Source organism: Xanthomonas sp. DAR 34887 (assembly GCF_041245805.1).
Classification (GTDB): domain Bacteria; phylum Pseudomonadota; class Gammaproteobacteria; order Xanthomonadales; family Xanthomonadaceae; genus Xanthomonas_A; species Xanthomonas_A tesorieronis.
The window spans coordinates 2,259,962-2,272,803 of record NZ_CP162490.1 but is presented as its reverse complement, the minus strand read 5'-3'; the positions used below and the strand labels follow the sequence as shown (position 1 = coordinate 2,272,803).

Below are 12,842 nucleotides of genomic sequence, written 5' to 3'. Positions count from 1 at the left end.
GGGACAAGCACCTCAATCGGATGGTTGCTCTGTTTCCAGCGCCGTTGCCGTAGCCATCGCCGGCTCGCGCTTGGGCTTCAACAGCATCTCCAAGGCCTTGCCCGCCGCGGCGAAGGCGAACGCGCCGGTGATGTGCGTGGCCGCGCCCAGCCCGGCGCCGCAGTCCAGGTTCAGCGCCGCATCCGGCCCCAGCTGTGGGCGCAGCCCGCACACGCTGCCGTCGGCCTGCGGGTAGCGCACGTTTTCCAGCGAATACACCGCCGGCACGCCGAAATAGCGCTGCGGATTCTTGGGGAAGTTGAACTCGCTGCGCAGCTTCTTGCGGATCAGCGCCAGCATCGCGTCGTGCTCGGTGCGCGACACGTCGCGGATGCGCACCAGGGTCGGGTCGGTGCGCCCGCCGGCCGAACCCACGGTCAGCAACGGCAGCTTGCGCCGGCGGCACCAGGCGATGGTTTCGACCTTGACCCGGAAGCTGTCGCAGGCATCGATGACCAGGTCGAAGCCGGTGCCCAGCAGCTCGGCGATGTTGGACGGGGTCAGGAAGGCCTCGACCGCGGTCGCCTCGATCGCCGGGTTGATCGCCACGCAGCGCTCGGCCATGGCTCGCGCCTTGTTGCGCCCGTACTGCCCTGCCAGTGCCGGCAGCTGGCGATTGGTGTTGGACACGCAGATGTCGTCGGCGTCGATCAGGGACAGATGGCCGACCGCCGACCGCGCCAGCGCCTCCACCACCCACGAGCCGACGCCGCCCATGCCCACCACCGCCACGCGGCAGTGCGCCAGGCGCTCGATGGTCCCGCGCCCATACAGCCGGTCGATGCCGGCGAAGCGCTCACGCAGTTGTTCGTTCATGCGCGCAAGTTTATTTCATCGGCGACGGCGCCGCGGCGGCGCCACGTGATGCAGGGGCGGCGTACTATCGCGCTTTCCTCATGCCAGCCCGCCCCATGGCCAGCCAGACAGCCCCTGCTTCCACCGCCTCCCGCTACCTGTTTGTGCTGCTCGCCGGCGTGCTGATCGGCCTGGTCGCCACGGTGATGGCGATGCGCGCATTGCAGGCGCGGCAGGATCCGTTCCCGCGCGCGCTGATGCAGGTGATGGACAAGCAACTGGCCTTGCTGCAGCGCAGCCGCACGCAGAACCGCTGCAGTGCCGCCGACCTGCTGGCGCGCGTGCAGACGCTGCGCCTGCTCGGCAACGACCTGGAAACCGCATTCCCCGAACTTGGCGACGACAGCCGCTTCCAGCAGCATGCCGGCGCGCTGCGCGCCACGCTGGATGCGGCGCAGGCCCCGGTGCCGACCACCTGCGCCGCGCTCGACCAGCTCACCCACCGCATCGACGACACCTGCGACGCCTGCCATCGCGATTTCCGCTGACCTTCCATCGCTCCTCGATGAATTCCCCCTGACGCCGCGGCACGTCGGCACGCCACACGGGGGGCGATTGGCGTTGCATTCACACGTTGGCGGACAGGATGCGTGCAAACGCGGGTCCGCCGCGGTCCACCGTCTGTCGAGGAGAGCACACATGAAGATCCATCTACTGGCTACTGGCGCCGTCGCCGTCCTGGCATTGGCCGGCTGCGCCACGTCCCCCGGCTACGGCGGTGGCGGTGGCGGTGGCGGCGGCTACAGCCAGCCGTCGCGCGGCTATTCGGACAACCGCTGCGCGGACTGCGGCATCGTCACCCGCATCGACACGGTGGCCTCCAACCGCACCGCGCCCACCGGCACCGGCGCGGTCCTGGGCGGCATCGTCGGCGCGATCGCCGGCCATGAGATCTCCGACCACACCGGCGGCAGCAAGGGCAACCAGAACGTGTCGGCCGTGGCCGGTGCCGCCGCCGGCGCCCTGGCCGGCAACCAGATCCAGAACAACGTCACCAGCGACAGCTACGACGTGCATGTGCAGATGGACGACGGCCGGGTGATCGTGGTCAACCAGCGCGATCTGGCCGGGATCCGCGAGAACACCTATGTGCGCGTGGTCAACGGCCGCGTGGTGCCGCGCTAAGCGCAGCACGCACCCAGGCGTTTGCCGCAACGCAAAAAGGCCCGCAGTGCGGGCCTTTTTGCTGGGCGCTCAGCGCCAGGTCGGGAACGCCGGGGGTCAGACCGGCTGCACCGCGTCGGCCTGCAGGCCCTTCTGGCCCTGCACCACGGTGAAGCTGACCTTCTGCCCTTCCTTCAGGCTCTTGAAGCCTTGGGTCTGGATCGCGCGGAAGTGCACGAACACGTCCTCGCCGTTCTCTCGGCTGATGAAACCGAAGCCCTTGGCATCGTTGAACCACTTCACGGTGCCGTTTTCGCGATTGCCTTCAGTCATGGACTTACTCCTTGGAACACGTCTCAGGGGTGGGTACGCCGTGGGTTCGGCGGCTGGTTGCAAGGAGGAAGCGAGGTATAACGCTGTAGCGGATCGGTTGGATCTACCGCATCGGGCCACGATTCACGGTGACCTTTGCAAACGCAGCGGCTGAAAACTTACCGCGGCGAAAATGAAAATGCAATCAGCAAAAACACCCCATCTGTCAACCCCCAAATCACCCCGGAGCAGGCCGCGTGGATCCTACATTCATCTACTACATCGTCGCCGGGCTGTTGGTGGTGCTGGGCCTGGCCGGGGTGGTGCTGCCCGCCCTGCCGGGCATGCCGCTGCTGTTCGCCGGGCTGTTGCTGGCGGCCTGGGCCGACGGTTTCCAGCGCGTGGGCTGGGTGACGCTGACGGTGCTCGGGGTGCTGACCCTGCTGTCGTTCCTGGTCGATTTTCTGGCCACCGTGTTCGGCGCCAAGCGCGTGGGCGCCAGCCGCAAGGCGCTGTGGGGGTCGGTGCTGGGCAGCGTGGCGGGCCTGTTCTTCATGCCGATCGGCCTGTTCGTCGGCCCCTTCGTCGGCGCGCTGGCCGGCGAATACTGGCACGGCCGGCAGTTGCAGCAGGCGACCAAGGTCGGCTTCGGCACGTGGCTGGGCATCGTGCTGGGCACCGCCGCCAAGCTGGCCCTGGCACTGGCGATGGTCGGGCTGTTCGCCGCCGCCTGGCTGCTGTGAAGCCGCGCGTCGGCGCCGCGAGATGAACGTGTGATGACCCCGTTACGGGCGCTGCTGTATTTTCGCAGCCGGCCATTCACCTAGGCAGCGCACCACCGCCCGCGCCGCCCGTTTTCGAGAGAACCTGCATGATCCATCGCCCGGCCCGTCCCCTGTTGCTGTTGTCCTTCGCGGCGATGCCGCTGGCCCACGCCCAGGAAGTGATGCCCACTCCTGCTTCGCCCGAAGCCTGCGTCGCCATTTCCAGCGATGCCGCGCGCCTGTCCTGCTACGACCAGGCGCTGTCGCGCCGCGTCGCCGATCCGCAGGCCGCCGATGCGGCGGCGAAGGCGGCCAGCGAGACCCAGAAGCAGCAACTGGATGCGTCGATCCCGCAGGACGCCGGCCTGGCGCAGCGCGCCCGCCAGCGCACCGCCTCGCTGTTCAAGGACGACCGCTACGACGCCACCATCGCCAACGCCGGCAAGGGCTCGCTGCTGGACAGCCGCTGGGAGCTGGCCAAGGACTCCAAGCTGGGCGTGTTCCAGCTGCGCGCCTACAAGCCGGTGTACCTGCTGCCGGCGTTCTGGACCAGCAAGAAGAACGAGCTGCCGTCCTCGCCGAACCCCAACAACACGGTGACCACCGCCGAATCGCTGGACAGCGTCGAAGCCAAGTTCCAGCTCAGCTTCAAGACCAAGATCGTGGAAAACATCTTCGGCGACAACGGCGACCTGTGGGGCGCCTATACCCAGAGCTCGCGCTGGCAGGTCTACAACAGCGAGCAGTCGCGGCCGTTCCGCGAGACCAACTACGAGCCGGAACTGGCGCTGGTGTTCCGCAACAACTACAGCCTGTTCGGCTGGAAGGGACGGATGACCGGGATCCAGCTCACCCACCAGTCCAACGGCCGCAGCGATCCGTTCTCGCGCAGCTGGAACCGGGCGATCCTCAACATCGGCCTGGACCGCGAGAACTGGGCGCTGGTGCTGCGTCCGTGGTACCGGATCCCGGAGAGCGACCGCCAGGACAACAACCCGGACATCGAGGACTACATGGGCCGTGGCGACGCGACCCTGACCTACAACCGCAACGGCCACGAGATCTCGCTGATGGCGCGGCATTCGCTGCGCAGCGGCGACCGTTCGCACGGCGCGGTGCAGCTGGACTGGGGTTTCCCGATCAGCAACCTGCTGCGCGGCCATGTGCAGGTGTTCGACGGCTACGGCGAGAGCATGATCGACTACAACCACCGCGCCACCTACGTGGGCCTGGGCGTGTCGCTGCTGGAGTGGTACTGAGGCCTGAGAGGCCTCGAAGCACGATCGCGCGGCGGCCGTCGACGGCCGCCGCGCCACGGTACCGCCGCGCTCAGGTCCAGTCGGTCAGGCCTTCGCGGCGGTAGGTTTCCTGGAACGCAGGCCGCGCCTTCATCCGCTGCGCGTGCGCCTGCAGCGCCGGCCAGGTATCGGTGGGGCGCGGCATGTTGCGCGACCAGCGCATCAGCATGACCAGCACGAAATCGGCGGCGCTGCAGTGCTCGCCCAGCAGATACGGCCCGTGCGCGTGCAGATGCGCGGCGACCTCGTCCCAGGCCTTTTCCAGGAACGCGCGGGCGCTGGCGCGCACGCGTTCGACGTTGTCGGCGCCGGCCGGTTCGTCGGGATAGAACCAGTCGCGGTAGGCCGGCATCAGGGTGTAGGCCCCGAACAGCATCCAGCGGTAGTAGGCCGCGCGCTCGGGAGTACCCGGCGGCGGCGCCAGGCCGGCATGCGGATAGAGATCGGCCAGGTGCATGGCGATGGCGACCGATTCGGTCAGCACCTGCCCGTCCAGGACCAGGGTCGGCACCCGGCCCTGCGGGTTGAGCGCCAGGTACTCGGGGCTTTTCTGCTCCTGGCGGTCGAAATCGAGCATGCGCAGTTCGAAATCGACCTGCAGTTCGATCAGCAACCAGTGCACGACGAACGCGGCGGTACTGGGCGAGCCGTAAAGCACGATGGACACGACGCTTTCCCCGGAGACGGAACCAGCGCCGATTATTGCCGCGACGCCGGCGCGAGGCCAGCACCCGGAACGCCGGCGACATCGCCGGCGTTCGCGCTGCGGCCGATCAGGCCTCGACCACCACCGGAATCTTGCCGATGCGCGATTGCCATTCGCGCGGGCCGGTCTTGTGCACCGACTCGCCGCTGGCGTCCACCGCGACGGTGACCGGCATGTCCTTGACCTCGAACTCGTAGATCGCTTCCATGCCCAGGTCTTCGAACGCCAGCACGCGCGAGGCCTTGATCGCCTTGGACACCAGGTAGGCCGAACCGCCGACCGCCATCAGGTACACCGCCTTGTTGTCGCGGATCGCGGCGATCGCCGCGTCGCCGCGCTCGGACTTGCCGACCATGCCCAGCAGGCCGGTCTGCTCCAGCATCTGCCGGGTGAACTTGTCCATGCGCGTGGCGGTGGTCGGACCGGCCGGACCCACCACTTCGTCGCGCACCGGATCGACCGGGCCGACGTAGTAGATGAAACGGTTGGTGAAGTCGACCGGGAGTTTCTCGCCGCGGTTGAGCATGTCGATCATGCGCTTGTGCGCGGCGTCGCGGCCGGTCAGCAGCTTGCCGTTGAGCAGGATCGTCTCGCCCGGCTTGAAGCTCGCCACTTCCTCGCGGGTGATGGTGTCCAGGTTGACCCGGCGCGCATTGGTGGGGTTGTAGGTGAGCTTGGGCCAGTCCTCCAGCGACGGCGGCTCCAGCATCACCGGGCCGCTGCCGTCCAGGGTGAAATGCGCATGGCGGGTGGCCGCGCAGTTCGGGATCAGCGCCACCGGCAGATTGGCGGCGTGGGTCGGATAGTCCTTGACCTTGATGTCCAGCACCGTGGTCAGGCCGCCCAGGCCCTGCGCGCCGATGCCCAGCGCGTTGACTTTTTCGTACAGCTCCAGGCGCAGTTCCTCGGCGCGGTTGGCCGCGCCGCGCGCCTGCAGGTCGACGATGTCGATCGGCTCCATCAGCGCTTCCTTGGCCAGCAGCATCGCCTTCTCGGCGGTGCCGCCGATGCCGATGCCGAGCATGCCCGGCGGGCACCAGCCGGCGCCCATGGTCGGCACGGTCTTGAGCACCCAGTCGACGATGGAGTCGGACGGGTTGAGCATCGCGAACTTGCTCTTGGCCTCCGAACCGCCGCCCTTGGCCGCCACGATCACCTCGACATGGTCGCCGGGCACGATCTTGGTGTTGACCACCGCCGGCGTGTTGTCCTTGGTGTTGGCGCGCTTGCCGGCCGGGTCGGCCAGCACGCTGGCGCGCAGCTTGTTGTCTGGATGGTTGTAGGCGCGGCGCACGCCTTCGTTGACCATGTCCTCCACGCCCATCGTGGCGTCGTCCCAACGCACGTTCATGCCGATCTCGAGGAACACGGTGACGATGCCGGTGTCCTGGCAGATCGGGCGGTGGCCTTCGGCGCACATGCGCGAGTTGATCAGGATCTGCGCGATCGCGTCCTTGGCCGCGGGCGACTGTTCGCGCTCGTAGGCAGCGGCCAGGTTCTTGATGTAATCGACCGGATGGTAGTAGCTGATGTACTGCAGCGCGTCGGCGACGGACTGGATGAGGTCTTCCTGCTTGATCGAGGTCACGGCTGGCTCTGCGGCTGGCGGGGGAAACCCGGCCATTTTAGGGCAAAGTGACTGCCTCGCCCGTTGTCACGCCGGCACGCGCTGTTCCGTCCTGGTCGCCATGAGCCCCGATCCCACCTTCGAAACCCAACGTCCCCGGCTGTTCGGCCTGGCCTATCGCCTGCTCGGCAGCCGCAGCGACGCCGAGGACGTGCTGCAGGACGCGTGGCTGCGCTGGCAGGCCAGCGACCGCGCCGCGATCCGCGACCCCGAGGCCTGGCTGGTGACCACCACCACCCGGCTCGGGCTGGACCGGCTGCGCGCGGCGCGCAGCGCCCGGGGCCACTACACCGGCCCGTGGCTGCCCGAACCGCTGGAGATCGCCGAGGATACCGACCCGGCCGAGCGCCACGTGCGCGCCGAGCAGGTGTCGGTCGCGTTCCTGGCGCTGCTGGAGCGGCTGGGTCCGGAGGAGCGTGCCGCGTTCCTGCTGAAGGAGGCGTTCGACTACGACTACGCGCAGATCGGCCACTTGCTCGGGCATGCCGAAGCGAACTGCCGGCAGCTGGTGCATCGGGCGCGCGAACGGCTCAAGGCCGGCCGGCCGCGCTTCGCGGTGGCGCCCGAACGCCACCGGCAATTGCTGGAGCGCTTCATGCACGCCTCGCAGCAGGGCGACCGTGGCGCGATCGTGGCCCTGCTCGATGCCAACGCGCAGATGCGCTCGGACGGCGGCGGCAAGGTCACTGCCGCGTTGCGCCCGCTGCTCGGCGCCGAGCGCATCGCCATGCTGTTCTGGGCGGTGGCGCGGCGCGGGCTGGGCCTGCAGGCGCGGATCGGCACGGTCAACGGCGAGCCGGCGATCCTGCGCTTCATCGGCACGCGGCTGCATTCGGCGATGCTGGTGGTGACCGACGGCGAGCGCATCGTCGAGGTGCTGACCCTGATGAATCCGGACAAGTTGCCGCCGCTGGCCGGCACCGACGCTGCCGCGAGCGCCGACGCCAACGCCTGATCTGCGGCGGCGCTGTCACGCCGCCGCGCGCTGCCGCGTCCTTGCTGCGAAGACGGCCATGGCGGCCGTCATGGAGCAAGCAACATGCACTTCCACCGTATCGACTACACCCGCCACGAACCCGCCGCGTTCCGCGCCCTGCTGACCGCCAGCCAGCAGGTGCACGAGGGCGTGCTGGGCCACGAACTGACCGAACTGGTGTTCCTGCGCGTCTCCCAGCTCAACGGCTGCGCGTATTGCATCGACATGCATGCCACCGCGCTGCGCAAGGCCGGCATCGAACCGCGCAAGCTCGACACCCTCCCCGGCTGGCGCGAGAGCCGCTTCTTCGATCCGCGCGAACGGCTGGCGCTGGCCTGGGCCGAGGCGCTCACCACGCTGCCGTCCGGCGCGCCGCCGCAGGACGCTTACGACGCCCTGTCCACGCACTTCGACGAACACGGCATCAGCGCGCTGACCATGGCCATCGCCCTCATCAATGCTTGGAACCGGCTCGGCGTGGGCCTGCAACCGGCAATGCCGTAAGCGCAGCGGCGGGCGGCGTGCGCCACCCGCCGCCCGCCTCCCAATCCCCAATAGCGTGACCGCAAACCGCAACACGATGCCGCTAGCGTTTGCGCATCACAACGCACGGCGAGGCGGGCATGATCGAGAAATTCCTGGCGGGTGGCACGGCCACGGACGACACGGACCTGGCAGTGGCCGAGCCGGAAGCGCAGGCGCCCAGCGCCGTCCACACGGGCCACCGCCTGCTGATGTGCGCGCCGCAGCACTTCGCCGTGGATTACGTGATCAACCCGTGGATGGAAGGCAACGTCCACGCCGCCAGTCGCGAACGCGCGCAGGCGCAGTGGGATGCGCTGGTCGCCGCAGCCGAGGCGGCCGGCGCCCGGGTCGAGCGCATCGCGCCGGCCGCCGGCCTGCCGGACATGGTGTTCAGCGCCAACGCCGGCCTGGTCCTCGGCGACAACTTCGTGCCCAGCCGCTTCCGCCATGCCGAGCGCCGCGGCGAGGAAGCGCTGTTCGCCGCCTGGTGCCGCGACGCCGGTTTCCGCATCCGCGCGCTACCGGACGACGTGCGCTTCGAAGGCGCCGGCGATGCGCTGCTGGAGCGCGGCGCCCGCCGGCTGTGGATGGGACACGGCCATCGCAGCGACCTGGTCGCCGCGCACGAACTGGCCGACCTGTTGGACATCGAGGTGATGCCGCTGCGCCTGGTCGATCCGCGCTTCTACCACCTGGACACTTGTTTTTGCCCGTTGCGCGACGGCTACCTGCTGTACTACCCGGCCGCCTTCGACGACTACGCCCAGCAGGCCATCGCCCGCCGCATTCCGCCGGCGCGGCGCATCGCGGTGAGCGAAGCCGATGCCCTGGCCTTCGCCTGCAATGCGGTGGATCTGGACGAGCGCGTGCTGCTCAACCGCGCCTCGCCCGCGCTGTGCGCGGCCCTGGCCCGCATCGGCTACCGGGTGGTGCAGACCCCGCTGGACGAATTCCTCAAGGCCGGCGGCGCGGCCAAGTGCCTGACCCTGCGCCTGGACGAGTGAGGCCGGGCCGGAGCTTGCGCTTTTCCTTGTGGGCGCGACTCCGCTTGGCCTCGGGCCATCACTCGCCACGCGCGCCTTGGGATAGGCCCACCGCGACTGAAGGGCAGCTCTAACAACCTCAGTCCGGAAGCTGCGCGTTGCTCGTCTCGATGGCATGTCGTTTTCCTGTCGCGGCTGAAGCCGCTTCTACAAGAGCACGGCGCGCCTGTTGTAGGAGCGGCTTCAGCCGCGACAGGAGGACGAAGTGGCCGTGATCCCAGGCGGCATGGGAAACGCGCCCGCAACCGCACCGAGTCCAACTCCGGCGCGCCGACCTTGCGCTGCGCCCGGCCCGAACACTCCCCGCGCACGCCCGGCACCGGCACAATGCGCGGATGGCTTCCCCTTCTTCTGTCCACGGCGCGCCGCGCCCTTCCTCCCGTACCGGCCCCAGCCTGCGCGAGCGCTTCGATGCGATGCGCAACCTGCCGCCGTTCCTGCGCCAGATCTGGCAGACCAGCCGCTGGCTGACGCTCAGCAGCATCGGCCTGCGCGTGTTGCGCGCGCTGATCCCCGTGGCCTCGCTGTACATCGGCAAGCTGATCATCGACGAGGCGATCCACCTGGTCGGGCAGTCGCCCGGCTTCACCTCGTTCGGCCAGGCGCTGGTCAGCGGGCGGCTGGACCGACTGCTGGAACTGCTGGCGCTGGAACTGGCGCTGGCGATCGGTTCGGACCTGCTCGGGCGACTGGTCAGCTATGCCGACACGCTGTTGTCGGAGCTGTTCAACAACATCAGCAGCGTGCAGCTGATGGAGCATGCCGCGCAGCTGGATCTGGAGGATTTCGAGGACCCGGAGCAGCAGGACAAGCTCGATCGCGCGCGGCGCCAGACCATGGGCCGGATGAACCTGATGAGCCAGCTGTTCGGCCAGGTGCAGGACGCGATCACCGTGATCAGCTTCGCGATCGGCCTGGTCGTCTATGCGCCGTGGCTGATGGTGCTGCTGGCCGTGGCGCTGATCCCGGCCTTCGTCGGCGAGGCGCATTTCAACGCGCTGGGCTATTCGCTGAACTTCCAGTGGACCGCCGAGCGGCGCCAGCTCGACTACCTGCGCCAGGTCGGCGCCAGCGTCGAGACCGCCAAGGAAGTGAAGATCTTCAATCTGCACAGCTTCCTGATCGAGCGCTACCGCGCGCTGGCCGACCGCTTCTTCCAGGCCAACCGCGCGCTGGCGCGCAAGCGCATGCTGTGGGGCACGCTGCTGGCGGCGTTGGGCACGCTGGGCTACTACGCCGCGTATGGCTACATCGCCTGGCGCACGGTGCGCGGCGATTTCAGCATCGGCGACCTGACCTTCCTGGCCGGCAGCTTCCTGCGCCTGCGCCAGCTGCTGGAAGGGCTGTTGATCGGGTTTTCGCAGGTGGCCGGACAGGCGCTGTACCTGGACGACCTGTATTCGTTCTTCCGCATCGTGCCGGAGATCCGTACCCGCCCCGGCGCGGTGCCGGTGCCGCGGCCGATCGTGCGCGGCTTCGTGTTCGAGAACGTCGGCTTCCGCTACCCGGACGCCGAGCAGTGGGCGGTGCGGCACCTGGACTTCGAACTGCGCGCCGGCGAAGTGCTGGCGCTGGTCGGCGAGAACGGCGCCGGCAAGACCACCCTGGTCAAGCTGCTGGCGCGGCTGTACGACCCGGACGAAGGCCGCATCCTGCTCGACGGCCGCGACCTGCGCGACTACGACCTGGACGACCTGCGCGCCAACCTGGGGGTGATCTTCCAGGACTTCGTGCGCTACCACCTCAGCGCCGGCGAGAACATCGGCGTCGGCCGGGTCGATTCGATGGACGATGCGGCGCGGATCCGCGCCGCCGCGGGGCGGGCGATGGCTAGCGAGTTGATCGAGGGCCTGCCGCACGGCTACGACCAGTTGATCGGACGCCGCTTCAAGAACGGCGTGGACCTGTCCGGCGGGCAGTGGCAGAAGATCGCCATCGCCCGCGCCTACATGCGCGATGCGCAGGTGATGATCCTCGACGAGCCGACCGCGGCGCTGGACGCGCGCAGCGAGTTCGAGGTGTTCCAGCGCTTCAAGGAGCTGTCGGACAACCGCACCGCGGTGCTGATCTCGCACCGCTTCTCCAGCGTGCGCATGGCCGACCGCATCCTGGTCCTGGCCGGCGGCCAGATCGAGGCCAGCGGCACCCATGCCGAGCTGATGGCGCAGGGCGGGCGCTACGCGGAGCTGTTCGAATTGCAGGCCGCTGGGTATCGTTGAGCCTCGCCTGTCCTTCGGATCCGCCATGCTGCGACGCCTCCTGCCCTGCCTGCTTGCCGCCGCCGTGGCGTTCCCCGCTGCCGCGGCCGACCCGGTTCCCGGCCCCTCCGACTACGCCGCCGCCAAGGCCCTGGCCGACCGCGACGAAGCCGCGCTGCCCGGCGCGCTGGCCGAACGCCTGCAGGCGCTGCAACGCGCGGCGCTGGACGAGGGCGTGGCCAGCTGCGCCACGCCGCGCCCGGACACCTCGCCGTTCGTGGTCGTGGTCCAGCTGCAGGCCGACGGCAACGTCGGCGCGAGCTGGCGCAACGGCACCACGCCGCTGGCGCTGTGCCTGGAGCGCTTCCTGCGCCAGCGCCCGTTGCTGGTCCCGCCGAAGGTGCCGCTGTACCTGTCCTACGAACTGTCGTTCGAGAAGTGACACGCGCCGGGATGAACCATCCCAAATGAGATTTCCTCTCATTTGGGATGGCATGGGGTAGAATGGCGCCCGCTCCTTCCCCATCACGATCAACGGCATGTCCTCTGCTTTTGGCCCCGAAACGGTGCTCAAGGTCCGTCACTGGACCGACGACTACTTCAGCTTCACCACCACCCGCAACGAAGGCTTCCGCTTCGACAACGGCCAGTTCGTGATGATCGGCCTGGAGACGGAGACGCGGCCGCTGCTGCGCGCCTACTCCATCGCCAGCGCCAACTGGGAAGAGCGGCTGGAGTTCTTCAGCATCAAGGTGCCCGACGGCCCGCTGACCTCGCGCCTGCAGCACATCAAGCCGGGCGATGCGGTGCTGGTCGGCAAGAAGCCCACCGGCACCCTGCTGATCAGCGACCTGCACCCTGGCCGGCACCTGTACCTGCTCGGCACCGGCACCGGCCTGGCGCCGTGGCTGTCGGTGATCAAGGACCCGGAAACCTACGAGCGCTTCGACAAGGTGATCCTCACCCACGGCGTGCGCTTCGAAAAAGACCTGGCCTACCGCGATTACTTCGAAAACGAGCTGCCGCAGCACGAGTTCCTCGGCGAGACCATCCGCGAAAAACTGCTGTACTACCCCGCGGTGACCCGCGAGGACTTCCGCAACCGCGGCCGCCTCACCGAACTGCTGGAAAGCGGACGCATGCAGCAGACCCTGGGGCTGCCGCCGCTGAACCCGGAATACGACCGGGCGATGATCTGCGGCAGCCCGCAGATGCTGGCCGACCTGCGCCAGACCCTGGACGCGCGCGGCTTCGTCGCCTCCTCGCGGATCGGCACCCCGGGCCATTACGTGTTCGAGCGCGCCTTCGTCGAGAAGTGACGCAGCACCAGGCGTGCGCCCGTCGACCGCGGCGCGCGCCCCTGTAGGAGCGGCTTCAGCCGCGACAGGCGCTATC

14 protein-coding genes are annotated in these 12,842 nt (G+C 68.7%); 10 read left to right on the top strand and 4 right to left on the bottom strand.

Features of this window, described 5'->3' with window-relative positions; translation table 11 throughout:
* Positions 1 to 12 precede the first annotated feature (12 nt).
* Entirely contained in the window at positions 13 to 855 is an 843-nt protein-coding gene (locus AB3X08_RS09675) for a tRNA threonylcarbamoyladenosine dehydratase (RefSeq protein WP_369937906.1), read from the bottom strand.
* Positions 856 to 950: 95 nt separating this feature from the next.
* Between AB3X08_RS09675 and AB3X08_RS09670 the strand changes: the two genes are divergently transcribed.
* Both AB3X08_RS09670 and AB3X08_RS09665 read left to right on the top strand, forming a co-directional pair.
* Positions 951 to 1,382 (top strand): hypothetical protein, encoded by a 432-nt coding sequence (locus AB3X08_RS09670; protein WP_369937905.1) that lies wholly within the window; start codon positions 951 to 953, stop codon positions 1,380 to 1,382.
* A gap of 151 nt (positions 1,383 to 1,533) precedes the next feature.
* Positions 1,534 to 2,019: a glycine zipper 2TM domain-containing protein gene (locus tag AB3X08_RS09665; RefSeq protein ID WP_369937903.1), complete on the top strand. Its 486-nt coding sequence runs from the start codon at positions 1,534 to 1,536 to the stop codon at positions 2,017 to 2,019.
* Positions 2,020 to 2,115: 96 nt separating this feature from the next.
* On the opposite strand, the gene AB3X08_RS09660 is transcribed toward AB3X08_RS09665, so the two are convergent.
* Positions 2,116 to 2,331: a cold-shock protein gene (locus tag AB3X08_RS09660; protein ID WP_184410209.1), complete on the bottom strand. Its 216-nt coding sequence runs from the start codon at positions 2,329 to 2,331 to the stop codon at positions 2,116 to 2,118.
* A gap of 236 nt (positions 2,332 to 2,567) precedes the next feature.
* On the opposite strand from AB3X08_RS09660, the gene AB3X08_RS09655 reads away from it, so the two are divergent.
* Together AB3X08_RS09655 and AB3X08_RS09650 are read left to right on the top strand one after the other, a co-directional pair.
* Positions 2,568 to 3,053: a DUF456 domain-containing protein gene (locus AB3X08_RS09655; RefSeq protein ID WP_369937901.1), complete on the top strand. Its 486-nt coding sequence runs from the start codon at positions 2,568 to 2,570 to the stop codon at positions 3,051 to 3,053.
* Positions 3,054 to 3,181: 128 nt separating this feature from the next.
* A complete protein-coding gene (locus AB3X08_RS09650) occupies positions 3,182 to 4,333 on the top strand; it encodes a phospholipase A (protein ID WP_369937900.1) in 1,152 nt (383 codons plus the stop codon).
* A 70-nt stretch (positions 4,334 to 4,403) separates the two neighbouring features.
* Here the strand turns inward: AB3X08_RS09650 and AB3X08_RS09645 are convergent, their stop codons facing one another.
* Positions 4,404 to 5,039, bottom strand: a complete 636-nt coding sequence (locus AB3X08_RS09645; RefSeq protein WP_369937899.1) for a glutathione S-transferase family protein — start codon at positions 5,037 to 5,039, stop codon at positions 4,404 to 4,406.
* 106 nt (positions 5,040 to 5,145) lie between these two features.
* The gene (locus AB3X08_RS09640) at positions 5,146 to 6,666 is read right to left on the bottom strand and encodes a fumarate hydratase (protein ID WP_369937898.1); all 1,521 of its coding nucleotides are present in this window, start codon (positions 6,664 to 6,666) and stop codon (positions 5,146 to 5,148) included.
* Positions 6,667 to 6,766: 100 nt separating this feature from the next.
* Between AB3X08_RS09640 and AB3X08_RS09635 the strand changes: the two genes are divergently transcribed.
* The 6 genes from AB3X08_RS09635 to AB3X08_RS09610 all read left to right on the top strand — a co-directional run bounded on the left by AB3X08_RS09635 (position 6,767) and on the right by AB3X08_RS09610 (position 12,766).
* Positions 6,767 to 7,660 (top strand): RNA polymerase sigma-70 factor, encoded by an 894-nt coding sequence (locus AB3X08_RS09635; protein WP_369937897.1) that lies wholly within the window; start codon positions 6,767 to 6,769, stop codon positions 7,658 to 7,660.
* A gap of 84 nt (positions 7,661 to 7,744) precedes the next feature.
* Positions 7,745 to 8,185 (top strand): carboxymuconolactone decarboxylase family protein, encoded by a 441-nt coding sequence (locus tag AB3X08_RS09630; RefSeq protein WP_369937896.1) that lies wholly within the window; start codon positions 7,745 to 7,747, stop codon positions 8,183 to 8,185.
* Between the two features lie 119 nt (positions 8,186 to 8,304).
* A complete protein-coding gene (locus AB3X08_RS09625; RefSeq protein ID WP_369937894.1) occupies positions 8,305 to 9,210 on the top strand; it encodes a dimethylarginine dimethylaminohydrolase family protein in 906 nt (301 codons plus the stop codon).
* Between the two features lie 374 nt (positions 9,211 to 9,584).
* Complete coding sequence (locus tag AB3X08_RS09620; protein ID WP_369937893.1) at positions 9,585 to 11,468, top strand: ABC transporter ATP-binding protein; 1,884 nt, start codon at positions 9,585 to 9,587, stop codon at positions 11,466 to 11,468.
* 25 nt (positions 11,469 to 11,493) lie between these two features.
* The gene (locus AB3X08_RS09615) at positions 11,494 to 11,889 is read left to right on the top strand and encodes a hypothetical protein (RefSeq protein ID WP_369937892.1); all 396 of its coding nucleotides are present in this window, start codon (positions 11,494 to 11,496) and stop codon (positions 11,887 to 11,889) included.
* A gap of 97 nt (positions 11,890 to 11,986) precedes the next feature.
* On the top strand, positions 11,987 to 12,766 hold the full coding sequence (locus AB3X08_RS09610; RefSeq protein ID WP_369937890.1) for a ferredoxin--NADP reductase: 780 nt from the start codon (positions 11,987 to 11,989) through the stop codon (positions 12,764 to 12,766).
* The last annotated feature ends 76 nt before the right edge of the window (positions 12,767 to 12,842 follow it).

Excerpts from the sequence above, each read along its gene's own strand:
- AB3X08_RS09615 (WP_369937892.1), top strand. The coding sequence starts at position 11,494 with ATGCTGCGACGCCTCCTGCCCTGCCTGCTTGCCGCCGCCGTGGCGTTC.
- AB3X08_RS09670 (WP_369937905.1), top strand. The coding sequence starts at position 951 with ATGGCCAGCCAGACAGCCCCTGCTTCCACCGCCTCCCGCTACCTGTTT.
- AB3X08_RS09610 (WP_369937890.1), top strand. The coding sequence starts at position 11,987 with ATGTCCTCTGCTTTTGGCCCCGAAACGGTGCTCAAGGTCCGTCACTGG.
- AB3X08_RS09660 (WP_184410209.1), bottom strand. The coding sequence starts at position 2,331 with ATGACTGAAGGCAATCGCGAAAACGGCACCGTGAAGTGGTTCAACGAT.
- AB3X08_RS09650 (WP_369937900.1), top strand. The coding sequence starts at position 3,182 with ATGATCCATCGCCCGGCCCGTCCCCTGTTGCTGTTGTCCTTCGCGGCG.
- AB3X08_RS09620 (WP_369937893.1), top strand. The coding sequence starts at position 9,585 with ATGGCTTCCCCTTCTTCTGTCCACGGCGCGCCGCGCCCTTCCTCCCGT.
- AB3X08_RS09630 (WP_369937896.1), top strand. The coding sequence starts at position 7,745 with ATGCACTTCCACCGTATCGACTACACCCGCCACGAACCCGCCGCGTTC.
- AB3X08_RS09625 (WP_369937894.1), top strand. The coding sequence starts at position 8,305 with ATGATCGAGAAATTCCTGGCGGGTGGCACGGCCACGGACGACACGGAC.
- AB3X08_RS09675 (WP_369937906.1), bottom strand. The coding sequence starts at position 855 with ATGAACGAACAACTGCGTGAGCGCTTCGCCGGCATCGACCGGCTGTAT.
- AB3X08_RS09635 (WP_369937897.1), top strand. The coding sequence starts at position 6,767 with ATGAGCCCCGATCCCACCTTCGAAACCCAACGTCCCCGGCTGTTCGGC.
- AB3X08_RS09665 (WP_369937903.1), top strand. The coding sequence starts at position 1,534 with ATGAAGATCCATCTACTGGCTACTGGCGCCGTCGCCGTCCTGGCATTG.